Genomic DNA, 24,025 nt, shown 5'->3' on the forward strand with positions numbered 1-24,025 from the left:
AATTGGGGTGTAGTCTAGACATCAAGAAAAGTGCTAGAAAATTTCTTGAGAAAGCACCAAAAGATATTACCAATAGAGTTAGCGAGAGGCTTCAGCAACTAGCTGAAAAACCCATATGCGAAGAGAAGTTAAAGCCCCCGCTAGAAGAGCTTTGCAAAACCCGTGTGGGCTCCTACAGAGTAGCATACCTGCTAAAACCATGCAACATAGTTGTCGTGGCCATTGGAGAAAGAAAACTTCTATGACAAGCTATTGCACAGCCTATAGCCAACAGCTGGCACAAATCAATAGAAGCTGTGGAACGAGATTGGGGCTACATGCAGAGGTTACATGTAGTCTGAGCTAGGTACATACTTGAAGTGGCCAAGCCAAAGAAGCTAGAGTGAGGGTATGGTACTTGGTTTAGAAATTTTAGCGCTAGTATGTGTAGGTGGTGTTGTGGGTGGCGAGGTTTCGTTAAGGGAGTTTATCAAGGCTTGGAAAGAGCTCGAGGTTGAGAATGCTAGAAGAGGCTTTATAACACATCTGGTTGTGTATATTATTGTCAACTCCTTTCTGATATTCGCCAACCTTTGGATCTCTCCAGAGGTTATGTGGTTTGTGTGGCCGTTGGCCGGCTGGACCATTGGAATAGCTCTACACGCATACCACTCTAGACCATCTGAAGTCGCCAAATCTATAGAGAGAAAAGCCATGGAAATAGAGGTGTATGCTAGAAAAAAGAAGAGATAGGCAGCAACTGGATAGGGGCTATAGATTCCCCAACACTTTTTCACCATCTCAACAGATGCTGTAACGCTACTCCTCAATATCATCTTCTCTTTGCTGAGAATGTGCAGAGCATGGCGGTTAAGTTTTTAGAGTAAATGCAATAGATACAGACCATCAAGGCAGTTACGCAAAAATCAGCTTAACAATGCCTAAATAGTTGAGCCTGAAGAACTGAGGTTGTGTACTTACTTAGGGACTCACCGCCAGGTTTATCATAAATTGCCAAGTTTCTGTCCCAGTTTTAGCTTCTATTATTGTTACAGGCGTGGTTTCCGTTATAGTCTGTGTTTTAGTTGCTGTCTGAATTATAGTTTGTGTTAATGTAACAGTTTTAGTGTGAGACTCTATGTTCACCGTGAATTCTCTGCTGTAATTCATGTATCAATTGCATTTATATTGCTCGTTTTAGCTATATACTTTGTTAAGAAAATATATAGCTATGATAGGTAGTTCTGTGTAGTAGGCACTGCAATTCTTGGGTTAATCCCTGACCCTTCTACACTTTGAGTTCTAGGAGCTTTGCCACTTCTCTAACCTTTGTTGCAAGGTCCTTTGCGGCCTCTTCCAGCCATATACGGCCCTTCTCTGCGGAGGCTAGGGTTGGTTTGCCTAGGACTGCTCTTGGATAGAGCTTCTCTTCGAGTTTGGGTGAGTAGACTGTTATGCTGGGTATGGGCTCGGTGATGTGGTCTCTAGCGCTTGACATATCGACTGTTTCTGGGGCTATGTGGAGTACGGCGCTGGTCTCGTCCTCGCCTGCGTGCCCGGGGTATGTGAAGAGTTCTCGCCTCTTCTCCTGGGCTAGATCACTCCACCAGTTCACAACCAGTATAGAGGTGCCAGTTTCAAACGAAACCTTCTTGGCGGCTAGCCGAAGAGCTAGGGTGTTGCCGCCGTGGCCGTTGACAACCACTATAATTCTGTAGCCCATGGACGCCACACCCCTCAGAATCCCACACATATATGCATAGAGGGGGCCATCGCCAACATCTATTGTTCCACTAAACCGCGCAAGCGATTTCGCTGCACCATACCACACAGGTGGGAAGAGATGTGCACAAAGCTCATCAGCCACCTTCTCAGCAACATACATAGCCTCCAAAGCATCTGTCCCCAAAGGAAGATGGTCACCGTGCCTCTCAACAGACCCCACAGGGATTATAGCCACACCCTTCTCCAGCTCATCAAACCTCGACCCAGGGACAAGCCACACCTTAACACCACAACCCATACAACATCCCAATACCTAACCGAGTCCTAGGTATATAAATGCATCTCAGTTATCCTTACCCCAGCCATCTATACTGTGCATAGAGATTCATTGCTCTAAGCTTAGGTGGTAAAGATGACTAAACATTGGTATTGCTAGTGAGGAGTTTGGTAGAATTATGCAAGTGTGTATAGCATCACATTTTAGGATTCTCGTAGCACAATCCTTTACTGATAGTGCAAGGAGAGAGGCTGTGACAGATGGTTTCTTCGTAATTGAGTTGGGGGAAGGCCGCCGAGGCCAATGCTAAAGAGATGTACAACATTATCTATAAGAAGCTATCTGACCTCTTCACGAACAGCACCGCCATATCTACTAGAGATAGCTAAGAGAGCTAGCCAAACAGCTGAGGAGCTTAGCAAAATTGCACAAGAACTAGCAAAGCTATCACAAAGCTATAGATGATAGGTCGTAGCCATCATCAAAATATGTTACGTCAATAACCTAAAGCCGGCAACCAAATGCACAATCTTACATTTTATCAAAGCATATAATTGTGGCATTGAAATTAATATTTGTAGAGCCTTTTGGTGATATGCTATGATTGAGGGGTTTTATGATTTGCAGAACGAGGTTATGAACTGTAATTTTGTGGGCTGTCCATATAGGGGTTCTTGGGATTCTGAGAAGCTGTCTGAGCACAGCCTATCAAACAAATGGTGTTGGTGGTTCAAAAACAAGTTTCCTTGTGGAAAAGATGTTTACTACATATTGTTTAGGTATACTGGGGAGTTGAATGGGGTTATAGTTGCCTTGAGGCCGACAGGAGCATGGATTATAGATACTGCAAATATCTACTTGGCAAATGCTTTGAAGAGGCTTGGGCTTGTCGAAGAGAGGTTTGCGATGGAGAAAGATACATTCGTTTACTACGACAGCAGAATACTGGTAACAGATTTGATCAAGTGCAAGGGTAAAGCAGAAGAGAAAATCAGGGATGTGCCTAAACCATGCCTAGAGTTTTTAAAGAAAGAGCTAGAGCTGGTAAAGAAGATCACTGGGAAAGAGCCTGTCGTAATAGCAATGGGTGGCGAATCAGAACGCCTACTCAAAAAACACAGAAGTGCACTGGGGATCAAGAACCCCATTCAGAGAATACCATTCCACAGCTACGTATATGGAAGAGGAAGAAATGAATTTGGAGAAACAGCTGAAGAGAGAATCAATAAATATGCAGAAGAAATAAAGAGTGCTTTCAGCAAAGCAGGACTGCCCATACCATAATCTAGAACAGTCATGAGGATGAATATGTGGTGTCGACAAGAATAGATCGGCTAATCCCTAAAGCACTTCTCGATAAAGTCCTTTGCAAACCTTCTGCAGCAGCATATTCACCAGGGTTCTCATTGTTTTCGAGAGCTGGGGCTAATCAAGAGCGCTTTAGTATATCATCTCTAAAGCATTTATTATCCACTGAGAGAACTTTGATATGGTGAGCGGTATGATGTACAGAGTTGCTGTGGATTATGGTGTTGTGAGAGAGGTTGTGGGTTTTCTATCTAGACGTAGAAACCTATAGGCCGAGAAACGAGGACATCTTTAGAAGAGAGAAAATAATTGTTATTGGCGTATTAGAGGATTGGACTCCATACAAACCAGAATCTTCAAAGATATGGGATGGGCATAGCGTAAAGTTTCATTATTTTGCTGAGTGGGAGCTTGGAGGGGAGAGAAATGTGGTTCTTCAATTCTACGATTATTTGAGAAGACTCGTTCAAGATCAGAAGAATAATAGAATAGACTTTCTCAGTGTTATAGGCTTCAACATACTTAGATTCGATGTCCTGCTTCTCATACAGAAAGGAGTAGAATACAACGTGGAAACTCTACCAAATCTAAATGAGTTATGGCACAACACCTTCACCATAGACTACTTCCAAACATCTCTACCATTCCATAACATGAAATTCAAGGATCTAAAACTTGAGTACCTGGTTGAGAAGGCAAGAAGCAGCGGAATAGATGTTCCAGAGCCTTTTGGCTATGGCAATGAAGTAAAAGAATGGTATGATAATAAAGAGTATGATAAGATAATCAAACATTTAGAAATGGATTTAAAGATTGTTCGTGTCATAGATTTGAATTACAAACGTATCTATGGTATTTAAGGATTTATTGCGTGGAGTTAAGCAATTCTAGCCTTAAGTATACTAGACATCTCTCTGGTCAAGAGTTGTAGCAACTCCTATTAATTAGATTATAATGAGTTGCATGATAATTGGTGAACTGATGCTGGGTTATGGAAGCCTGCCGGTACTACCAAAAAATGCTTGCCCCTATGTGTTCCGGCTATATAATTAATGCTTTGGCATAAATCAGTTGTTGTATGTATCGAAGTTTACGCATAATGGTAGATTAACGAGAATATGTTTTCTGTTTTTTCATGGATATTCCTTAGCAGTCTAATGACATCTGGTAGCGTCTTTAGCTCATCTTCTTGAACCTTTCCATACCTTACATCATTGTAATATCGGCTTAAGCAAATGTGTAGTGGAATTGACATAAACACATCAAGGTTGTCTACCACAATGATTTTTAAGAGTTCCTCTAGTCTTTTTTCGCTTAAAGCCTTGGGCAAAGGTATCAAACCGGCTAGCTCAGCTAGTCCCGATAGCAGTTCCTTGATTTTCATTGTCACAAGTAGAGATGCTTCGTATTCTCTTAGGACTCTGTTATAAACGGTTTCAGCTTGCTCCTCCACCTTTTCAACGAACTGTGTGGTTAGCTCGAGGCAACGCTCAGCGGTATTTATCGACTCTAAATATCTGCCAAAGATGGATTGGGCATCCATACACAAGCTTTTCCTTGTGTCGTCCATTACAATGGGTACTGGTTGCGAATAATATGAAACAATCAAATCAATTAATTTCTCAGCTGCTTCTCTCGGCATAGCCCCTTCCTCAACACCGCCTTCTATAATCCGCTCCTTACTCTTAGCTAGGCTAGTAGGTATTTGACTTAGTGTAGAATTCATGTAATCGATTAGCCTTCCCGAGCACCAGCTCTCAAATAAATTAGTGAAATCTTTTAAGAACCCCCGGAATTCGTGTCCCAGTTTTCTCGGGTCTACATAACCACTAATTCTCTTCAACAGATTGTGAACATCTCTAAACTTCTCTGATGTATTTATCTTCTCAGCAATCTCTGTAACGAAGCTTAGCTGGAGAACCCATAGATAAATAATATAGGTCTTTAGGGTCTTTTCTGAGGCCTGCTCTAAGTAGTAGAGAGCCTGTTGCTTATAATAATGGTTCTGTTTCTGCGCCTCCAGCGAATACAATATCTCAGCTATTTCTAAATCGTATTTGGCATACACAAGAAATCTTTGAGCCAATTCAATAACATTCTCTGAGCTCTCGCCCGACATAACAACCACTTCAAAGCCATTCTATTTTCACCTGGTTTGCAAAACAACATATATAGCTAATTCTCTCAATTCTTTAGGAGCTTTTCATCACCTAGATTGTTACAAGATTCTGCAAGCAATACAAAAACAAAATACTTTGATGTAGTAGCAAATGCTCTTTGAAAAGAGATGTCCTAGCAAGTAAGACATGTTTTGTAGGGCTCTAGCAAATTTGTCAATTGCCTCAGGGAGTGAGATAAGTGTTGTTACCTGGATATAAGAGTTGCCATTGCCTCCATTAGCCTATCCCACCCCAATTTTCCAGTCATAATATAGCTTGGCATATACCGCTACTTATGTATTAAGTGCATTAAAGGGTTCATCGAAGAAAGAGTTAAAACATCAAAGTGCTTAGAATTCCTAAGACCAACAAAGAATGACTCACCAGCTATGTCTAACAGTCTTTGTTGGAGATCCAAAATATCATAGAATAGATATGAAAAGCGACATCTTAAAACGTTATTGCCGGGATAGATACCTTTATTTACTCTGTTCATAGCAGATTTTATAACAGGCGCTGAAGAGTCTATGTCTACATTAGCTGTAACTAGTGTTGGAAGATGCTATAGAACAGAAGAAAAGGTGTGGGAACATGGTCAAATGTCCGTTCTGTGGTTATGATTCAAGTGAGGAGGGGTTTAAGCTTCTCAGAAAACCGTGGAAATTTAGATTCTACACCGTCAAGAGGATTGAGTGCCCGAAGTGTCATGGAGTTTTCAATTACTATTATGGTGTGAGCCCTCGCTCAAATAAAGTTTCTGTATTTGTAATTAGAGTTAGGCCTAGGAAGAGGTGAATTAGGGTGTCTCAGCGTATTAGTGTTCCTCAGCTAGATATTGATGATATAATGTTGTGTATTAAGAATTCTGTTCTTAGAGCCGCTACAGAGGAGGATGTTAGGGTAAGGGTTTCGTCGTGTATAGAGGAAAAGATTTTGAAGCCTCTGGGTCTTCAAAGTGTTGCTGGTAAGTATGAGTATACGTTGGTCTCTGGTGCTAGGGTTGATGCCTTATATGGGCATGTAATTGTAGAGTATAAAGCCCCTGGCAAGCTGTCCTCGGCCCACGATATTCAAAGAGCTAAGGAGCAGGTCATAAGATACATAAGGGATGAGGCTGGAGGCAAATCTGAGTGGTCTAGGTATCTAGGTGTAATAATAAGCGATAGAATAGCTTTTGTCAGATATGATCCTAGAAGCGATGCGTGGGTGCTGAGAGGGCCCTACGACATTAGGCGCGAGGTTGTAGTAAAGCTTGTTGAGGCTTTAAGAGGTCTCAGAAGAAAGAATTTGGATGTCAATAGTCTTGTCAGGGACTTCGGGCCCCAGTCTGAAATAGCGAGAAAAGCCATCAAGTTGCTCTACAACAAGCTTAAACAGAGCAAAAGCCCCAGAACAAAAACTCTATTCGAAGACTGGATGAGGCTCTTCAAGCAGGCAACAGGCTATAAACCAGAAGAGCTTGAGGAGTTGCCGAAGCTAGCGAGCGAGTATGGCCTTGTGGAAAGCATAGATTACGATGCACTGATATTCTCTATCCACACGTATTATGCTCTAATAATGAAGCTGTTAGCCGCTGAGATAGCATACTTGTACGGTGGAGGGAGGTTCTACAGATCCTATGTAGCCGAACTCGACGACGCATATTCTAGAGGTGGCGTTGAAGGTGTTAAAGATGTTCTAAGAGATCTTGAGAGTGGGGGTCTATTCAGAAAGCTACTCAACATCGAGAATTTCCTAGAGGGCGACTACTTCTCGTGGTATCTAGACGAACTCGATAAAGACCTAGCAGATGTTATAGCAGAGATAGCTAGAAGACTATCGGACTACGAGGTGGCCACACCCCAGCTAGAGCCCGAGTTTGCCAGGGACTTGCTGAAGAGGCTCTACCAGAACCTTGTTCCAAGCGACTTGAGGCACAGACTCGGAGAGTTCTACACACCAGACTGGCTAGCCAACTTATTACTAGATGAAATTGGTCTGAGCCTAGATAACCTGCTTAAGATGGGTGAGGAAGACTCGCTAAAACCTCTTAGGATAAGGGTTTTGGATCCGGCATGTGGCTCAGGGACATTCCTAGTACTCTACATAAGCAGGCTTAGGAGATATGCCGAGGAGCACTACCTAACAGACCAATTATTAGATTATGTCTTAGAGAATGTTGTGGGATACGATCTTAATCCATTGGCGGTCCTCACAGCTAGAACAAACTATCTGTTGGCTATAGCAGACCTGCTTAGCTATGCCAGAGGGAAAATTGAGATACCTGTGTACCTAGCCGACTCGATAATGATTGAGAGAAGCACGCAGCTGACCGGCGATGTGTACATACTTAGAACAGTTGTTGGAGAGTTTCAGATACCTATAAATGTTGTTGACAAGGGCTTGCTACCCGAGATACTGGCCGAAATATCCCAGGCTCTGAGGAATAGGTATAGCGTTGAGGACTTTAAGAATAGAATTAGGTATAAGTTTAAAGATGTAAGCGAAAGAGATGCTGAAATGCTAGGAAAGTTGTTTGGGGAGTTACTCAAGCTCGAGGAAGAGGGCAAAGACGATGTATGGATCTCAATCCTGAGAAACGCCTTTGCACCAATACTTAAAGGGAAGTTCGACTACGTTGTGGGCAACCCACCATGGGTAAACTGGGAAAACCTACCAGAAAACTATAGGGAGATAAGCAAAGATTTGTGGGTTAGATACGGACTTGCCGAAATCAAAGGTAAGACAGGTTTAGGCAAAGTTAAGAGAGATCTGGCAATGCTCTTCCTAGCGAGATGCTTTGATCTATACCTCAAGGAGGGAGGCAAGCTGGGCTTCTTAATGCCATTCACAGTATTTAAAACTCAGGCAGGTGCAGGCTTCAGAGATTTCCTTGTTAGGAAGACCCGTATACACGTGATCCACGACCTTGTAACACTATATCCGTTTGAGGGGGCAGTAAACAGAACAGCTGCAATAGTTGTCGAGAAGGTGTGTAGCCTATCAGACATTAACAATGGCAGATGTCCGCAGATGGGAGAGGTATACAAGAGCAACATTAGTGAGATTAAACACATAGTATGGGCCAATACATCAAAGAAGCCTATACCAACAGACACGCCTTTAGAGGAAGTGTTAAAGGCAACACAACGGTTTGAAGCCGTAATGGCTCCTCTAATAACAAATGATCCTACCAGTCCTTGGATGCAGGTAACTCCACGAGCACTTGAAGCCATCAGAAAAATGGTTGGTAGAAGCCAGTATTATGAAGCCCACGAAGGAGTAAATGTGGCGCTAAACCAGGTATACTTTGTGAAAATACTTGAAAAACTTCACGATGGAAAACTCAGGATCACAAATCCTCCTGAGCCAGGCCAGAAGAAAAAGGTTAAGCAAGTTGAGGTTGCCGTGGAACCAGATCTAGTATATCCGTTGATAAGAGGAAGAGACGTGAAGAAATGGTATGTAAGCTTCGAGGACAGATACATAATTGTGCCGCATGACCCTAAAACAGGCAAACCTCTTCGTGAGAGTGACTTTAAAGTAAAGTTCCCACAAACTTACGATTACTTAAATATGTATAAGAGGGAGCTGGAAGGTAGATCGGTACATAAACTGTGGGGTAAGGGAAACCCATTTTATTCCGTTTATGATATCGGCTCATATACTTTTGCACCTTATAAAGTTGTCTGGAAGGAGGTATCGGCACGTATGCAAGCTGGTGGATTTCATGTCGCTGTTGTGGAGCCTGTTGAGAGTAGGTATTTAGGTAAAAAAGTTGTCATACCTGATCATACAGTGATACTGATACCACTCTATGATAGAGATGAAGCATACTATATTGCTGGAATACTAAATTCCACAATAGCAACTGTATATGGTGTCTACATGGTAGGAGGTATGCTTGAAAATATGCGCATTCCTAAATTCGATAAGTGTAACCCTAATCATCAGAAAATAGTTGAGCTTTCTATGAGAGCTCACGAGCTTGCTAGAGAGATCTATGAAAAGGGTAGAAGGGGTCTTGAGGGTGAGCTTAGAAAGGTTGAGGAGGAGCTGGATGTTGCTGTTGCTAAACTGTTTGGCATGAACGAGACTGAGCTTAGAGAGCTCAAGAAGTTGCTAGCGGTGCTCTCTGGTGAGGAGATTTCTGAGGAGGAAGAAGTTGTTATGCCGGAGAGACCCATTGTCAATGTTTTGAACACTTCTCTGCAGCCTGATGTGGGATCTTATATCGAGGTCGATGTTGTTAACCCATCGGGTGAGGAGATAGTGTTTACGTATGAGTTGCCTTGGGGTAAGGGTTCTTTCAGTATTGTAGAGGGGAGGTATAGAATTTCAACACCTCCTCTGAAGCCGGGTAAATATAAAGGTGTTCTCAAGTGGGTTTGGCGTGGTGAGGAAAACTCTTTGGATATTGTTATAGATGTTGTAGAGTCTGCAGGTCCTAAGAGGAGGAAGACGCTCTTAGATATTGGGTGATTGTGTGAGCGAGTTGTTTAATAAGGTTAAGAGGTGTTTTGGCGATTACGCTGTTGATAAGAGGCTTGCCTATGAGCTTGAGTTAGCCAAGCTTCCTAGGTATGTGGCTGAGTTTCTAATCTCCGAGTTCATGTATGGCGGTGGTGATTGGGAAAGTAAGTTAAGAAATTTTGTTAAAGATCATTATTATGAGCCTGAGGAGAAGGAGGTTGTTAAGCACAAGTTGGTCACGGAAGGTGTTGTTAGGTTAATCGACGAGCTGAGAGTGTATGTTGATATTGAGACAGAGACTCATGTTGGTGTTATTCAGGCGCTTGATATATGGGCTCTGGTGCCTGTAGACATTGTTAATAGGAATAGGGCTACACTAACAACTGGGATGTGGGGGCTGATAACTCTCAAGAAGTCGGATATCCCCATAGAGGTTTTTGGGAGGCCTATTTCAGTGGTTGTAGCAGACTTCAAGCCTTTTCAAGCACCTGATACAGACCCAAAGATTCTTGAGGAGGCTAGAGAGTGTTTCACACTTGATGAGTGGATAGATGTTTTGATAAATACCATTGGTCTAGACCCCACCGTCTATAGCCCTAGGCAAAAGCTTCTCCTACTCTCACGCCTCATACCGCTAGCTGAGGGCAATGTGAATATGGTTGAGTTTGGCCCTAGGCAAACTGGGAAGATGTATCTCTACAGAAATGTGAGCAACTATGTTAGGATAATATCTGGTGGAATCATATCACCAGCTGTTCTATTCTACAACTTAAGAACTAGAGTTCCTGGCGAGCTAGCTGTTAAAGACGTAGTGGTCTTTGACGAGGTTAGCAAGGTTAGGTTTCAGAACCCGGATGAGATGATGGGCAAGCTCAAAGACTATATGGAGAGCGGCCACTATGAGAGAGGCGATAAGAAGGTTGTATCTGATGCGTCGTTGGTCTTCATGGGCAATATAGCTGTTGAAATGAGTGCTGAAGGTTATGTACCAATCGAAGACTTAACCTATGTGCTACCTGAGCCCATGAGAGATTCGGCATTTATAGATAGAATCCATGGTCTGCTACCAGGCTGGGAACTGCCCAAAATCTCTCAAACCAAGTATCATCTATCTAAGGGGTATGGAATAGCCTCAGACTACTTCGCAGAAGCGTTGCATAGCATGAGAAAAGAATCTCTGGTAGGTCTAGTAGGGAAACACATAGAACTCTCAGAAAACTTCAAGATAAGAGACGAGAAGAGCTTTAAGAAAATTACAAGTGCTTTAATCAAGCTACTATTCCCACATAAATCATTTAATAAAAGCGAGCTTAAGCTGGTAGCAGATGCTGCATTAGAGTTCAGGCAGAGAGTTAGAGACTGGCTACACAAGATAGCACCAGGAGAATTCCCCAAGGAGAGACTCAACATAAGAATATATTCATAGACAAACATAGTAAGCACCCTCAATACCTAGTTAAAAGCATCTCTAAAGCCCTTAAATTCGTCAACTTTTAGACGCAAAACATTGAAAAACTGAGTATACAATAGAATTACCCCTCTTACCAGATAGATAAATAAACAAGGTGCACATATAGATCTTAAGCATTTTCTTAATTGTGTTTTGTATAGCTAGAATACCTCTTACATAGGAGCATGCGTTTAATACTTTCGGCTATCTCTCACTACAATTATTGTTTATTAATGCTAAATATAATTATAATGTTGGATTTTGATGAAGGATTGCAATGGGGAAGATGTTTATGAGGAGAGGTGCTTGGTCTAAGTTTCGAGGTGGTACAATCGGTGGAAGGGGTTTTGATGACTCTGACCATTTTGCGGGTGTGCTGTGGTTTGAGTCTTTGGCTTTGGAGGAGTTGTATGGTGGTAGGGTTGGACTCTCTTTGACGCCGTATATTGGTTTATATAGGGTGGGTTTTCTTGAGGAGGTGAGGGTGTTGGCTAGGATTGCCTATGGTGGGGGTGCAAATGTTGTGAGGGGCGCTGGTGATGAGGTTGCTGTTTATCTTCTTCATTATGGGAATTATGTTAAGGTGGGGTCTTCGAGTGTGTCTAATGTTGTAGGTAGAATGTTTTCGCAGGCGCCTCTCTGTGGCATGGTTGTAACTTCTCTTATATTTAAGGAGAGGGCTAGTTCAGAGGAGGTTTTGGACAGGTATTTGGTTAGGAGGGTAAGGGGTCTGTCTGTTTTGAGAGGTGCAAATATTCGTACTAGGAGAGAGTATGTTGGTGGTTTGGTTAATAGGATTGTTAGAGGGGCTGTAGATCCTAAGACACTAATAGATGGACTGATTGGCATAGCTAATGCTATGTATGGTTTTCTATGGGATGAAGATGTGTTGCATAGGTATGAACCGCTGTTGCCGCCATCGAGGTACTGGTTTACTATGTCGATATGTGATGAGGATATAGAGTTCCTAAAGAAGCTCAGGGCCTCTGGTACTAGATATGGTGTTCCAAGTGGTTTAAAGCATGTAAATGAGTTGGTCAAAGGGACTTTAACTGTTCTCCACAATGCTTTGTGTGTTGTTGGCATAGAGAACAAGACGTATATAGACTATTGCGACAAGGTCTCTAGGAACATGCTCTTCGAGGTTGTTTAGAGATGGATGGAGAGAAGATTTTTGTGCTAGCCTTTCCAATAACCATTAGCAAAGCCCCCAGCACCATATACGAGTATCTGGTTCCCGAGGAATACATAGGCTTTGCACGCTCGCTGCTATACCAAGAGAATATACCGCATGCAGTAGAGAGAAGAGATGGTGTAACCGGGTTAATAGTATATGCAGCTGATGAAAGCGACAAACTAGAGAATAGAGTGGGTGGTGCTAAGAAAAAGCAGGTAAAGCAGGCAAAACTCTCACCAGACATAATCAACAGGCTTATCTCTTCGGCCATAAGAATAGCCTTCATCAACAATGGGTGGGTAAGCTCATCATCAAAGCTCTACAACCCCGACAAATCCGAGGCCCAGCAGCTAGCCAAAGAACTTGCCCTAAGATACACTGCTGTCAGAATCGCGGTTGACGATCTAGGCAACGAGACTAAAGCTCTATTCATAGACCCAACATCAAAGATAGAGTTTATCTATAGTTTGAGGTACATCCACGAGAAGTATCCTCAGCAGGCAGAGAAAATAGACTTTGTTAAAATTATGGGAACAACAGTTTCATTCTACACTGTGAAAAGCGAGGTACCAGAAACAAACATAGAATATGGCGATGTCATAGAAAAGGCTATCGAAACAATAAATATGTTTAGAGGCACAGAAATCGACACGTCACTTAGCAGAAAAACAGATAACATAGTCTATGTAACGCCAAAAAGCGTAAAACTCTCGACAACTCTCCAAAACAGGATACCTGGGCTACCAACCATAGGCAAAAACCGAGTGGCAATACCACTGCCAATGGAGATTCTAACACCAGTGGGATCGCTAGACAACATCGCTCTATTCGAAAAGGTTCCAATTCTCACCAAACCACCTCACGAAAGATTCAAACAAGCCTTGGAGATCCTCACCAACACCATCTTAGAAAGCGTCAACAACGTCAAAGGTATGCAAGTCTCTATCAACACTCAAAATATTATTGAGGTTCCTCCCAGCTCCGTACACCTCACCCAAATAAAGAGCAAGTATTGGAAGTGGTACCCAAAATTCGAGGGTAACAGCAAAAGAGTGCTACTTGTGGTTACTTCACCTGGTAATTCGAAAAGGTATGATAGAAGATGTTCAATTGCAACAGATATCATTAAATCCTTGGCGGTTAGCTGTCGTTTGCTTAGTTCTCCCAGGCTTGTACAAGAGATCATGTTTTTAGATAATCTAGAAGACATTTTGAAAGCATACAAAGATTATGATGAGAAGTTTGCGATATTGCTATATGATAAGAGCTTGGATAAAGAGGAGATAGACGATATCATAGGCAGGTTCGAGTATAAAGCCGCTAGCCAGGGCTTCTATCCGCATGAGCTTGGAATAGAGACAGATATAGATGAAGATGATTTTAAGCGCAGGATCCCATTCAAGATCCAAAGCATTATAAAAGACTTTGCTACAAGAATTGGTGCTATACCCAATGATCTAAACCCACCTAGCGGGCTTGAAGACGCCTATGTTGTAGGGATAGATGCGACAACAGTTTCTGTAGGAAGAAATCAGATATATTTAGGTGTTGTAGTCGTAACTGTGAAAGCCGACAACATAAAAGACTATAGTGTAGAATTCAAATACATCGACGAAAGCGATATAGAGGTTCTGACCACCATCGTAGAGGATATTGCTAGTAGATACAAAAAAGCGCTCATCATGGTAAACAAATCAAGTATAGAAAGGTTCCTAGAGGAACTAGAGAAAGAAAAGCTTCAGAACCATGTAATAGTCGGTATTAGCAAGACACATTCATATTCCAGAATACTGGCCTCTGCATCGATAAAAGGCGGAGCTGAAATTAGATATGTTAACCCGCCTAGAAGCGGGGTATTCGTAGAATTGTCGCCGACATGGCTCAAAGACATAAGGATTTCTAGGTATCTTGGGGTCACAACAAACTCGATAAAGGGCGAATATGAAAAGGGTACCATAAGGCCTGTGATAGTAAATATAGCAGGCAATGCTGATCACAAAAGGGTCTTAGACTACATCCAGGATCTAACACACTACGCCTCCATATCCACTGTCTGGCTACCATCAATACCATGGCCACTACACAAAGCAGATAAACTATGCAAAAAGCTGAACAGAATCATAAAAGTCAGCAACAAAATACCTGACTCATCTATACTAAGAAGACTGTAAAACACCAATATACAATCCTCAAGACAAAAAGCATATCAATTGATGGCACCAATCTTATCTGTTGCAATTCAATTCGCATCAAAAACTAGGCTTTAGTAAGCGTAATTTCTAAGAGTATGGCACTAGACAGCAAATCCATAAAATAATGTGCTGTATCTGGAACCTAGTTAGCAGCTATAAGTTCTTCTGTGTATAGAGTAGCTGATGTGAGAGAAATGTTTATTTGTATGCTGTGAAAGTTTGCTGTGTGGGGGTGTTTGTATGGCTAGGTACTGGATTGTTGTTGTGTCTGAAGAGAACTGGAATGTTGTCAAGAATGTGAATGTGTATGGGGCTCCGGAGCAGGGGGGATCTAGATCAATCGACAAGCTGGTCTCTGTAGGCGACTACCTGATCTTCTACGTCTCGAAGAGGGGGTCTAGGAGTCTTGGCGGAAAGTTTGTGGGTGTATACAGAGTGGCGTCAACATGGTTTAGAGAGGAGAGGCCTCTGTGGCCAGATGAGATTAGAGAGAACAGAGTTAAGTACCCGCTGAGGGTTAGGATAGAGCCAGTTAAAATCGGTGTGGCAAGCTTCGACGAACTCGCCCCAAAACTCAGCTTCATAAAGAACAAGAGCAGGCCAAACGCATACCTCGTGGGAACCCCAGCCAATCTGAGAAGACCCATACCAGAAGAAGATGCGAAGATAATCATAGACTCTCTGGCTTAGCAATAAACCGTTTTGTGTTGGTAGGCTCTACACCATCTAGAAACATATAAAAGGCTCTTTTCCTTGTCTACATACCTAGCTGCAATAGACACGTGTATCTAGAACGTCCAAGGGCTAGACATTATATATGATGTGTATAGAGCGTCCACTACACCACATATTCTTTGCCACTATTCCACAGCTCATCGAATTTCCTAACATATTCACCAACCTTGGCAGGGTCTGTAATGATTTTACTCAGATTCTCTATGTTGAATGTCAGTCCAGATTTTGCGAAATTGGACGAGCCCTCGATAACAACCATATCATCTATTATTATCGCCTTTGCATGGAGGTCCTCATTTATCCTCACCTTGATACAGCCTCCCAACCTGTTTCTTAACTCATTTACAGCTGTTCTCGAAACCCCATCATCAACAGCGTTTTTACCCAATATCACATAGATGTTGCCCCCATTTCTGCAGAGTTCTGAAAGAGTCTCGATTATATTGTTGTCTATCGATGTATTTGATGTTATTATCCTAAGCTTTGCCCTAGCCATTTTCAGCCACGGCAATATAATGTCTCTGATGTTTGTGCCTAGACTCAAGTCCTCCCCAGTTCTGCTATGCTGCTTAGTCAGGTACTCCACAACAGTATAGCTAACAGAAAGAGGCTCTAGAAATGGCCCTAGAGAGCACCCATCCTCGATAAACCCACAGCCAATATTCCCGTCAAATGCTGAGAACATCGATATTACCCTCTCTATAATATTGCCAAAGGCTTCGCTGAGCCTGCCTGGCACCAACTTCCTCTGTAGAATATACCTGATTGTGTATGGGTGAATTGTAACCCCATGTCTACGGTATACCTCGTACAGTAGTGAGATGAATCTGCCCAACTTATTTGCAGTGTCAGCTAGTTCCCTATCTCCTTGTGCATATTTTGCAACATTTTCTAGAAACCTCTTCAACTCGGCTACATCCCTATCATCTATACCACCCCTGCAATACTCTTCCACAATTCTAGATCCAATCAACGACTCGTTGTACAAGCTCTTCACAATTATTTCGTATAGCCTAGATTTTTGCATCGCCAAGTGCTTTAGGTATCCCAGCCCACCAGAAACGGTTTCATACAAATATATCTTCCATTTGCCACCATCATACAGAACCCTATATGACAGATAATCTTGGTCGAGACCCAGATCACTCCATAGCGAAGAGATTATGTTGTGGGCTATTGTGTGCACGACTATAAATCTGTAATACTGTTTGTTTGCTTCATCAAGACTCTTCGAGTCTCTGACAAGCGTATCAAATGTTTCGGCATTGTTTGATTGTATTGTACTGTATAGACGCTTCCAAGGTGCCAAATAGTCTGGTTTCATATCGCATTTAGAATCATCACAAAGCTTGCTTTCAGACAACAAAACCTTTTTGTAGACAACCCACTTATGCTCCATCAAATCGTTTACAATTTTGTCAAGTGTAGAGGTTTCAAACTCTAGAACAATAGCATCTGTGTTTAGAATCCTTATACCTAGTGTGTATCTAAAGGATGCAAAGTGGTATGGAATCCAACACTTCTTTGGCTGGAAAACCACCCCCTCGTAAAAAGCTAGCAGAGATAATTCGTCAACAAAATACACATATGCTAAGGGGTGAAAACCAAATGGTATAACAAACAATCTAACTCTAGACCTTTTTCTATCACCTTCCACAGTCTCTGAGTCGAGCGGCTTTACCTTAATTTGTGGAATAACCTTATATAAACCGCTGTAAGTCTCTCTAATGCTATACAAATTCCCACTGCACCTTCCCCATATAGCAAAAGGACACACATATTTGATTGGACACGACTCCCTATGCGATATTAAGACAAGGCCCCGAGGACAAAAACGTGGGTGTGCCAATGACTCGTAGCTGTACTCTGCTAGCAGAAACAGCCCACTGTGCTTACTTAAAAGGTTCCTCAGCCTATGATACCCGATATAGATATAGATATCCTCTGTTAATGCCTGATACAAAATACTGTGTAGAACCACAACATAGGGCCCCTCTTTTTTGAATTGAAAAGCAGGCCAATCCACATATTCATATATATTATATCTATTGTCAACAGATATGGGAAGCTTTCTCAGTGTACTACGAAACCAGAACCCCCATACATTTTTCTTTGGATACTCTCTTTTGAGAAGATCAATCAAATTCTTTTCGCAAACATCCCCAAAATCTTTGTAGTAAAATGCTTTGAAGCCCGTTGGAGGTAGTATAACCAATGTATAAGCATCGCTAGGCTCTTCACCAGCCCCTCCACCATGTTGCTTATAAACTATCTTAAATGGGGTAAATGTATACAATGCTTCGAGGCCTCTCCTCTCATACCCCCTCTCATATCCGCTGCGATCCAGCATAGGCGCCTTACCTCACAAAGGCCTAAGACCTACAGTATCTATGCTTTCCCAGGCAAAGGTTATGGGGATAATCTTAGACACTATGTTGAAGAACTCATCACGTAGAACCATATACCAACACATGCTCAGTTTAATCGCATCGATTTTATTGCACTCTTCAATATCATACCCGCTAAAATTGATGAATTCGCTTATCGCCATAAGTAATGATGCAGGGCTCTTTTCAATACTATTTCTTAATAGATTAAAAAATGGCTCTAAGCGTTTGCGTATTCTCATTAACTCGACATTGTATATTTCTGGCAATACACATTCAACCATAATTTTATTGACTCTGTCGATGTCTGTAACAGGCATTTTACTAGGAAACATTGACATAGTTTTGCAACCTTCCAAATCTCGTTTTTTGTTAAGTTTATTATACAATTCTTGAATTAGAGAATGCAAATATGATTGAATAGATGATATGTTAACATATGAAGCACTTGAGTTTTCAAACCTAGTTACATCTTTCTCAACATCTTTCACTATATTGTATATCTCTTTTAGTACGTCCTTTGTACACTTGATTACTTCTTTCTTATTATCTTTCAAATTAATACCGTATCTCTGCAAAATGAGTTTGATTTCTTGGCTCTCTCTTAAGAATTTTAGGGGTTTCTTTTTTGCTGCTCCATATTCTTTTAATAGCTTTTTGATCTCCTTTCTAAATTCTTTCCATGTCTCTATTGGTTTTACTGCTTCTAGCTGTTCTTTAAGCATTTTCATTAGTTTAAGGAAGTCTGCTTGTGATAGTTTCTTCAGTAGCTCGTCTCTAACTCCCCATCTTCTCAGCCATAGTATATTTTGGCTATTCAGCGACTCGGCGATGTATTGAATCATAATGTTTTTGGCTTCATCTAATCTAACCTCACCTATTTTGCCATTGAGTATAGAGCTTTTCAGCTGTTGAATAATATGATATTCTAGAACACGTTGGAGAAAGACTAGTTCAAGTGTCACTTCGTCAGGTAAAGCAACATCTTTTTTCTGTTGTGGTCTACTGAAAAACCTTTGTATTGTCACGGGGGTTAGCGTAGGTATGTAGAATGCTAGCGAGATTCTATAGGTATTTTCCTTTCTACCAGCTCTTCCGACTCTTTGTTCCAGCGCTTCATCGCTTATGGGGTCTTTGTATTGTACAATGAATGCGACGTCGTCATAGTCCATTCCCAGGTCTAGTGTCGATGTAGCTATCAATGTTTTTAGCGAGCCGGTCTCAAACTTCTTTTCAATCTCGCGCCTCTGTTCTTCGTTTAATCCGCCATGATGCAGACCTACGTGGTTGATCAATGTGCTGAGCTTTTCAATCAAATCCTTTACATATTGCATATTTGATAAATCGGTTAGATGGACCCAGCTATAATCACTGTTATCTCTTGTGAGAGCATCTCTGGGCGTCAACTTATCGTATTCGTGATTTCTACAGGAAACTTGGTTTATGTGGTCACAGAGTTCAACACCTCTTCTATACTTAAATGTTGTTGTTATGTAGTCCATTATTGTGCCTGTCTCGCTTATGCTATCAATGAATACTATGGACTTTAGCCTTCTGCCCATCTGTATTAGGAGTAGGAGCTGTATAATCCCATGCAACATTGTTTCAATACTTCGTCTATATGGAAGCAGTGTAACAATAATCTTAAGTCTACGTTGCTCCTCATGCCTTGGCTCAAGCTCCTCATAGTCTAGACTTTCAACAGACTGTTTGCTTACACCAAACATCCATCTAACAAGGTCTTCAACATCTGATAGTGGGATAGTGGCAGATGATGTTATAACAAGAGGTTCTTCATCATAGATTTTACGTAATTGAATAAGTAATCTAAGTATTGCTGTTAGTGGTACGTAGTTCACGTTTATGTAAACATGCGCTTCATCCAATATTACGACTCCACACCCTCTATATAGTTGCTGGTATTCGCTTTTTGGATGCAACAAACGCTGTTCAACAGTCCAAGGATTGGAGATTAGTATGTCCGGCTTTTTAAATGCTACCTCATCCCTATCTTCCTTGGTATACACTATTCCTACAAGAAAATCCAGCGGCTTATTATCCGAGCATTCATATCTTATAGCGAAATTGTTTTTATATAGTGCACGTATTGTTAGCTTATCGTTTTCTGGGCATGGAATTCCCGTGTCTATATATTTCCCCTCTAAAAGAGGTTCTAATCCATATCTAACCCCGCTGTCAACAGCCAAGGTTACCGTGTATCGTTGGAGCCCAAGCTCTTTAAGTTTATTATTTATGAAGTAAAGGGGTTTTACCAGTCTCCCCAACTGCTGCTTTTGAAGAGCCCTCCTTGGATATACTATTAGAACCCTATTTTGATTTCCTCGATATTTGAATAAAAGTGAATGGGCTATTGCAACAATTTGGAATACCAAGGTCTTGCCTGTAGCTGTTGGCGCTGATATGACGAAGTATCTCCTCTCTTTTGATGCCATCAAAATTCTTTCTATGGCCTTCAGCTGCCACTCAGCCAGTTTCTGATACCCGCTTCTATGAAGCCCCTCTACAATGGCTTCGCAAAACCTCTCTGCAATGTCTTTTTTCACACCATTATCTATGAAGAACCTCGCCAAAACATTCTTCAGATCTGAAGAAACACTTCTAGCCCCAAAATCAGGTGCATACTCATACTCAATATCTATGTTGAAACCTCCAACCCACCTCCCATTCAAATCATCCTCATAAGCTCTGCCCCTCAAAACCCTAAACACCAAATCCCCATGCAAAGTAGTGTAAATAGTAGCGCCATCCACCTTGCCAAGCTCAACTAGCATACCATCACTGATAAGCCTACCCAAAACATTTTGATCCACCTGAGTCTTAGGAACCACCCGAATCTCATAGCCCATGACACTATGAGAAAAAACTCTTTCTTTACACGACGGCCCAAAACAGAAAACAACATACCTCAACAATCCTTGTGTCTTAGAAGACTCCATCTCTTTAAGCTGCTCTTCAACAAGCTTTTGATAGAAAAGCATATGTGATAATTGACTCGTTAGCTTCACCCTCAATCATTTTAAAAGCCACACAGTTTTTAAACTTTCTTTAATTAGATCAAAACCTTTGCCCCAAATCACATTCGTCATAGCTAATAGAGAATTTGATGTCTATGGGACAAACGGTGTTGTGACAGTTGTTGGGGAGGCCAGGACGAGGGTTGGGGCGAAAACTGTTAGGAGAGTTGTTGAGATGGTTGGGGAGGCTAGGAGGGCCCAGCCAGAGAGGTTCCCGGGTAAAATAGTTGTTGTAGTGTATTGTTTGAGGGCAACACCAGATGCTGTTGAGGAGGCTAGAAAGCTTGGTGTGTGGCTGGTTGAGTCTGGTAGGGAGAAGACGGAGCTGAGGATGTGAAGAGATTTTCTGTAGCCATCATCTACTGTAGGCATAGAAGTGATGGCACTAAACCTGTGCCTATCATTGGTGGTGGGCAGGGTCTAGGGTAGCCAGTTGTGTTGTGGCCGCATCTATACATCTATTATACATCTATTTATGTAGCTAGATAATTGTTGTTTATTTGGCTTCTCCGGAAATATCTTTGGTGGTGGGACTTTGAGGATTCTCGTAATATCTGATGTTCATGGCAATGCAGATGCGCTTAGAGCCGTTTTGGAGAGTGCTAGTGGATGGGACTATGTATGGGTTTTAGGGGATTTGGTCGACTATGGCCCCGAGCCCCACATGGTCATCGACATGGTTAGAGATCTTAGGCCAGATGCAATTGTTGTGGGCAACCACGACTATGCTGTTGCCTATGGCGTTGACTGTAGATGTGGCCCGGCTATCCACGAGCTTAGTGTTTATACAAGGGAGTTCATATCCAAGAGGCTCTTGTCTAGAGAGCAGATCGAGTGGCTGAAGAGCCTGCCAACAAAAGTTGTTAGAGAGGTCTCCGGAAAAAAGATTTGTCTTGTCCACGGAAGCCCCAGAAACCCTCTCTACGGATATCTAGAGCCAGATCTGCCGACCACGGTTCTTAGAGAGCAGCTCTCAGAATCAAAGTTCTCACTCGGCAAAAGGGCGAGGCCGGTAGATGCACACACTGTTCTTGTTGGACACACGCATAAGCCGATGAAGACAGAGGTAGACGGGGTACTAGTCCTCAACCCAGGTAGCTGTGGACAGCCCAGAGACGGAGACCCAAGAGCATCTTTCGCCATATTCGATCCAGAGACAAACACATTCACAATACATAGAGTCAAATACGATGTAGAAAAAGTTATTGAAAAACTAAAACAGCTGCAACTAGAAAACCTCTACACAGCATGGCTAGCAAACATCCTTAGAAAAGGCGTTGCCCTAGACAAACAAAGTGTTGAAGCCAAATAAAATACCTTTTTGAGACTCTCAAGCCCATACCGTTGCTATAGTGCTTTTAACTTTGTGAGCTACTGCTATTACTGCTGGGTCTACCATGCCCAGTCTCCTACTTCTAAGAGTTACATCTTCTGCTTCTGCAAGCATCTTATCCCCCTCGATCTTTATTTTAGCGGCCTTGATATAGTCGTTGAGATCTAGCTCCACTATCTTGAAGTAGCTTCTAAGATATGTTACAAGCTCGTCAATGTTTTTAAGCCCTGGTATCCTCTCCCTCAACCAGTGCACAACATATTCATATAGAACTGTGGCCGGTATTAAACCATCTATATCTCCTCTGCGAATACCCTCAAGCACATTCCTCACGCTGTTCCCTACTTCATCGTATGCTATGGCTAGGGGGGTATAGGTATCAATAACTACTTTTCTGGATCCCTCTCTCTCCAAAACTCTTCCTCCTCGCGATCAAGCTCCAACTCAGCTTCCTCGGCTGATCCCCTCCCCTTTGCACACCCCCAGACCCTGTCCCACAGATCCACAGGCTTCAAAACAATTCTGTTGCCCTCCACAGAAACCTCTAGAAGCATGCTCTCCTCAATACCAGCCTCCTCACGAATACTCTTAGGCAAAACTATTACACCCTTCTTATGAACCCTAACAACAACCACAACAAACACCTAAGTAGATACATATCGAAAATAACTAATAGGTTTAGCCAAAATGCCAACCCATAAGCTAGTCCACGGAACCTCCACACTACTGAACTCTTCGCTGAGACAACACATATTTGATTTCATCAAACAGTTGCTATGAGCTTTAGAGATATCAGGGTCTGTGTTCGTGTAGAACAGCTAAGCTTGTTGGGAAGAGATATTCTTCTGCATAGTGTTTACAACATCTCTGAGGCCAGCCCCACCACTGGTTACGCACCAGGCCAAGGCCTTGGAATACATTCTCAATCACTTATCAAAAGCTATAGAGTCTAGCTAGAAACTATTGTTATTTTGCTGTAGCATACTTTAATTTTTTAGAGCATATGTATTGGTTGGGTGTGGCCAGATGTCTAAAGTTGTGCGTGCAAGATATGAGAAGGGGGTTCTCAAGCCTCTTGAGCCGCTTGAGCTAAGCGACGGTGAAGTGGTTTTGGTTAGAGTTGAAAGAATTGAGGATAGAGAAAAAGTTGTGGAGGAGTTCTACGGGAAGAGGGGGTCTGCTCCTAAAGAGCTTCTTGACGAGTTTATGCTTGAGGCTGAGGCACAGTGATGATATTAGATGCAAATGCGATTGTGTATTACCTTCACGGCGTCGAGCCATATGCTTCAAAGGTAAAGCAGGTAATAGTTAAGAGAGAAGATTTGGCTGTAACCCTTAGGATAGTTGATGAAGTGGTATTCACCCTAATCAGGCTTGAGGCGTGGAGAAGGCATGGACTTAGAAAACTAGGTGAATTAAGAGATTACATAAGGAGACATGGTCTCAAAGAATTCTATGATGTTATCAACGATTTTGAAGAATTCATATACAAACTTGGTATACAGGTGCTAGAGGATAGAGGCAGTTTCACAGATCTTCTAGAGACTATGAGAAGATATGATCTCCTCCCAGGAGATGCCCTAATTGCTACAACAGCTAAACACTATGGTATAGACACTATACTTACATTTGACGAAGACTTTAAAAGAGTGCCGTGGCTTAAGGTGGTTCCATAAACAGCGTCTCTCCTTATTGCTAAAGATAGTGTGTCTTGAGGTGTAATTGCATTGGATTTGATTTTCTTTCTCTCTTCTTTATCTAAGTCTGATCATAGCAAATAGGGTGTGCAATACCTAGTAAAGCCCTGAAAACCATG

General features: G+C 42.1%; 21 protein-coding genes. 15 read left to right on the forward strand and 6 right to left on the reverse strand.

The features are described 5' to 3' along the window. The first annotated feature begins 2 nt into the window (after positions 1 to 2). Both QW284_07745 and QW284_07750 read left to right on the forward strand, forming a co-directional pair. On the forward strand, positions 3 to 245 hold the full coding sequence (locus QW284_07745) for a type II toxin-antitoxin system RelE/ParE family toxin (GenBank protein MEM0339555.1): 243 nt from the start codon (positions 3 to 5) through the stop codon (positions 243 to 245). Between the two features lie 193 nt (positions 246 to 438). Further along, positions 439 to 732: a 2TM domain-containing protein gene (locus QW284_07750; GenBank protein ID MEM0339556.1), complete on the forward strand. Its 294-nt coding sequence runs from the start codon at positions 439 to 441 to the stop codon at positions 730 to 732. Positions 733 to 1,267: 535 nt separating this feature from the next. Here the strand turns inward: QW284_07750 and QW284_07755 are convergent. Beyond that, a complete protein-coding gene (locus QW284_07755; protein ID MEM0339557.1) occupies positions 1,268 to 2,002 on the reverse strand; it encodes a creatininase family protein in 735 nt (244 codons plus the stop codon). A gap of 282 nt (positions 2,003 to 2,284) precedes the next feature. On the opposite strand from QW284_07755, the gene QW284_07760 reads away from it, so the two are divergent. The 3 genes from QW284_07760 (at position 2,285) to QW284_07770 (ending at position 4,149) form a co-directional block, all read left to right on the forward strand. Further along, positions 2,285 to 2,446 (forward strand): hypothetical protein, encoded by a 162-nt coding sequence (locus QW284_07760; GenBank protein ID MEM0339558.1) that lies wholly within the window; start codon positions 2,285 to 2,287, stop codon positions 2,444 to 2,446. Positions 2,447 to 2,581: 135 nt separating this feature from the next. Continuing rightward, positions 2,582 to 3,265, forward strand: a complete 684-nt coding sequence (locus tag QW284_07765) for a hypothetical protein (GenBank protein ID MEM0339559.1) — start codon at positions 2,582 to 2,584, stop codon at positions 3,263 to 3,265. A gap of 260 nt (positions 3,266 to 3,525) precedes the next feature. Then, entirely contained in the window at positions 3,526 to 4,149 is a 624-nt protein-coding gene (locus tag QW284_07770; protein MEM0339560.1) for a hypothetical protein, read from the forward strand. Between the two features lie 230 nt (positions 4,150 to 4,379). Here the strand turns inward: QW284_07770 and QW284_07775 are convergent, their stop codons facing one another. After that, positions 4,380 to 5,408: a hypothetical protein gene (locus tag QW284_07775; GenBank protein ID MEM0339561.1), complete on the reverse strand. Its 1,029-nt coding sequence runs from the start codon at positions 5,406 to 5,408 to the stop codon at positions 4,380 to 4,382. Between the two features lie 631 nt (positions 5,409 to 6,039). Here QW284_07775 and QW284_07780 point away from each other — a divergent pair. The 6 genes from QW284_07780 (at position 6,040) to QW284_07805 (ending at position 15,409) form a co-directional block, all read left to right on the forward strand. Next, on the forward strand, positions 6,040 to 6,243 hold the full coding sequence (locus QW284_07780; GenBank protein ID MEM0339562.1) for a hypothetical protein: 204 nt from the start codon (positions 6,040 to 6,042) through the stop codon (positions 6,241 to 6,243). Between the two features lie 6 nt (positions 6,244 to 6,249). After that, a complete protein-coding gene (locus QW284_07785) occupies positions 6,250 to 9,909 on the forward strand; it encodes an N-6 DNA methylase (GenBank protein MEM0339563.1) in 3,660 nt (1,219 codons plus the stop codon). 4 nt (positions 9,910 to 9,913) lie between these two features. Next, positions 9,914 to 11,326 carry a BREX system Lon protease-like protein BrxL gene (gene brxL, locus QW284_07790; protein ID MEM0339564.1) on the forward strand — a complete coding sequence of 471 codons (1,413 nt, stop codon included), beginning with the start codon at positions 9,914 to 9,916 and terminating at the stop codon, positions 11,324 to 11,326. Positions 11,327 to 11,642: 316 nt separating this feature from the next. Beyond that, positions 11,643 to 12,503, forward strand: coding sequence for a hypothetical protein (locus tag QW284_07795; GenBank protein ID MEM0339565.1), 861 nt, complete (start codon positions 11,643 to 11,645; stop codon positions 12,501 to 12,503). 2 nt (positions 12,504 to 12,505) lie between these two features. Continuing rightward, positions 12,506 to 14,698, forward strand: a complete 2,193-nt coding sequence (locus QW284_07800; GenBank protein MEM0339566.1) for a hypothetical protein — start codon at positions 12,506 to 12,508, stop codon at positions 14,696 to 14,698. Positions 14,699 to 14,959: 261 nt separating this feature from the next. Further along, positions 14,960 to 15,409, forward strand: a complete 450-nt coding sequence (locus tag QW284_07805; GenBank protein MEM0339567.1) for an EVE domain-containing protein — start codon at positions 14,960 to 14,962, stop codon at positions 15,407 to 15,409. Positions 15,410 to 15,557: 148 nt separating this feature from the next. Here the strand turns inward: QW284_07805 and QW284_07810 are convergent, their stop codons facing one another. Both QW284_07810 and QW284_07815 read right to left on the reverse strand, forming a co-directional pair. Beyond that, entirely contained in the window at positions 15,558 to 17,804 is a 2,247-nt protein-coding gene (locus QW284_07810) for a phospholipase D family protein (GenBank protein MEM0339568.1), read from the reverse strand. A 12-nt stretch (positions 17,805 to 17,816) separates the two neighbouring features. Beyond that, positions 17,817 to 20,657 (reverse strand): DEAD/DEAH box helicase, encoded by a 2,841-nt coding sequence (locus QW284_07815; GenBank protein MEM0339569.1) that lies wholly within the window; start codon positions 20,655 to 20,657, stop codon positions 17,817 to 17,819. A gap of 268 nt (positions 20,658 to 20,925) precedes the next feature. Here QW284_07815 and QW284_07820 point away from each other — a divergent pair, with 268 nt between their 5' ends. Together QW284_07820 and QW284_07825 are read left to right on the forward strand one after the other, a co-directional pair. Beyond that, positions 20,926 to 21,213 carry a hypothetical protein gene (locus QW284_07820; protein MEM0339570.1) on the forward strand — a complete coding sequence of 96 codons (288 nt, stop codon included), beginning with the start codon at positions 20,926 to 20,928 and terminating at the stop codon, positions 21,211 to 21,213. A gap of 198 nt (positions 21,214 to 21,411) precedes the next feature. Next, positions 21,412 to 22,188, forward strand: a complete 777-nt coding sequence (locus QW284_07825; GenBank protein MEM0339571.1) for a metallophosphoesterase family protein — start codon at positions 21,412 to 21,414, stop codon at positions 22,186 to 22,188. Positions 22,189 to 22,206: 18 nt separating this feature from the next. On the opposite strand, the gene QW284_07830 is transcribed toward QW284_07825, so the two are convergent. Then, positions 22,207 to 22,623 (reverse strand): PIN domain-containing protein, encoded by a 417-nt coding sequence (locus QW284_07830; GenBank protein MEM0339572.1) that lies wholly within the window; start codon positions 22,621 to 22,623, stop codon positions 22,207 to 22,209. Continuing rightward, positions 22,596 to 22,844, reverse strand: coding sequence for an AbrB/MazE/SpoVT family DNA-binding domain-containing protein (locus QW284_07835; GenBank protein MEM0339573.1), 249 nt, complete (start codon positions 22,842 to 22,844; stop codon positions 22,596 to 22,598). The genes QW284_07830 and QW284_07835 overlap by 28 nt, the downstream gene beginning before the upstream one ends. Before the next feature lie 391 nt (positions 22,845 to 23,235). On the opposite strand from QW284_07835, the gene QW284_07840 reads away from it, so the two are divergent. Both QW284_07840 and QW284_07845 read left to right on the forward strand, forming a co-directional pair. Then, entirely contained in the window at positions 23,236 to 23,439 is a 204-nt protein-coding gene (locus QW284_07840; GenBank protein ID MEM0339574.1) for an antitoxin family protein, read from the forward strand. Continuing rightward, a complete protein-coding gene (locus QW284_07845; GenBank protein ID MEM0339575.1) occupies positions 23,439 to 23,885 on the forward strand; it encodes a PIN domain-containing protein in 447 nt (148 codons plus the stop codon). The genes QW284_07840 and QW284_07845 overlap by 1 nt, the downstream gene beginning before the upstream one ends. The last annotated feature ends 140 nt before the right edge of the window (positions 23,886 to 24,025 follow it).

It is taken from the genome of Ignisphaera sp., from assembly GCA_038735125.1.
Lineage (GTDB): Archaea > Thermoproteota > Thermoprotei_A > Sulfolobales > Ignisphaeraceae > Ignisphaera.

Bases quoted from the DNA above. Each gene is read 5' to 3' on its own strand.
- QW284_07810 (MEM0339568.1), bottom strand. From the start codon at position 17,804: ATGCTGGATCGCAGCGGATATGAGAGGGGGTATGAGAGGAGAGGCCTC.
- QW284_07780 (MEM0339562.1), top strand. From the start codon at position 6,040: ATGGTCAAATGTCCGTTCTGTGGTTATGATTCAAGTGAGGAGGGGTTT.
- QW284_07765 (MEM0339559.1), top strand. From the start codon at position 2,582: ATGATTGAGGGGTTTTATGATTTGCAGAACGAGGTTATGAACTGTAAT.
- QW284_07845 (MEM0339575.1), top strand. From the start codon at position 23,439: ATGATATTAGATGCAAATGCGATTGTGTATTACCTTCACGGCGTCGAG.
- QW284_07755 (MEM0339557.1), bottom strand. From the start codon at position 2,002: ATGGGTTGTGGTGTTAAGGTGTGGCTTGTCCCTGGGTCGAGGTTTGAT.
- QW284_07805 (MEM0339567.1), top strand. From the start codon at position 14,960: ATGGCTAGGTACTGGATTGTTGTTGTGTCTGAAGAGAACTGGAATGTT.
- QW284_07775 (MEM0339561.1), bottom strand. From the start codon at position 5,408: ATGTCGGGCGAGAGCTCAGAGAATGTTATTGAATTGGCTCAAAGATTT.
- QW284_07795 (MEM0339565.1), top strand. From the start codon at position 11,643: ATGAGGAGAGGTGCTTGGTCTAAGTTTCGAGGTGGTACAATCGGTGGA.
- QW284_07840 (MEM0339574.1), top strand. From the start codon at position 23,236: ATGTCTAAAGTTGTGCGTGCAAGATATGAGAAGGGGGTTCTCAAGCCT.
- QW284_07800 (MEM0339566.1), top strand. From the start codon at position 12,506: ATGGATGGAGAGAAGATTTTTGTGCTAGCCTTTCCAATAACCATTAGC.
- QW284_07760 (MEM0339558.1), top strand. From the start codon at position 2,285: ATGCTAAAGAGATGTACAACATTATCTATAAGAAGCTATCTGACCTCT.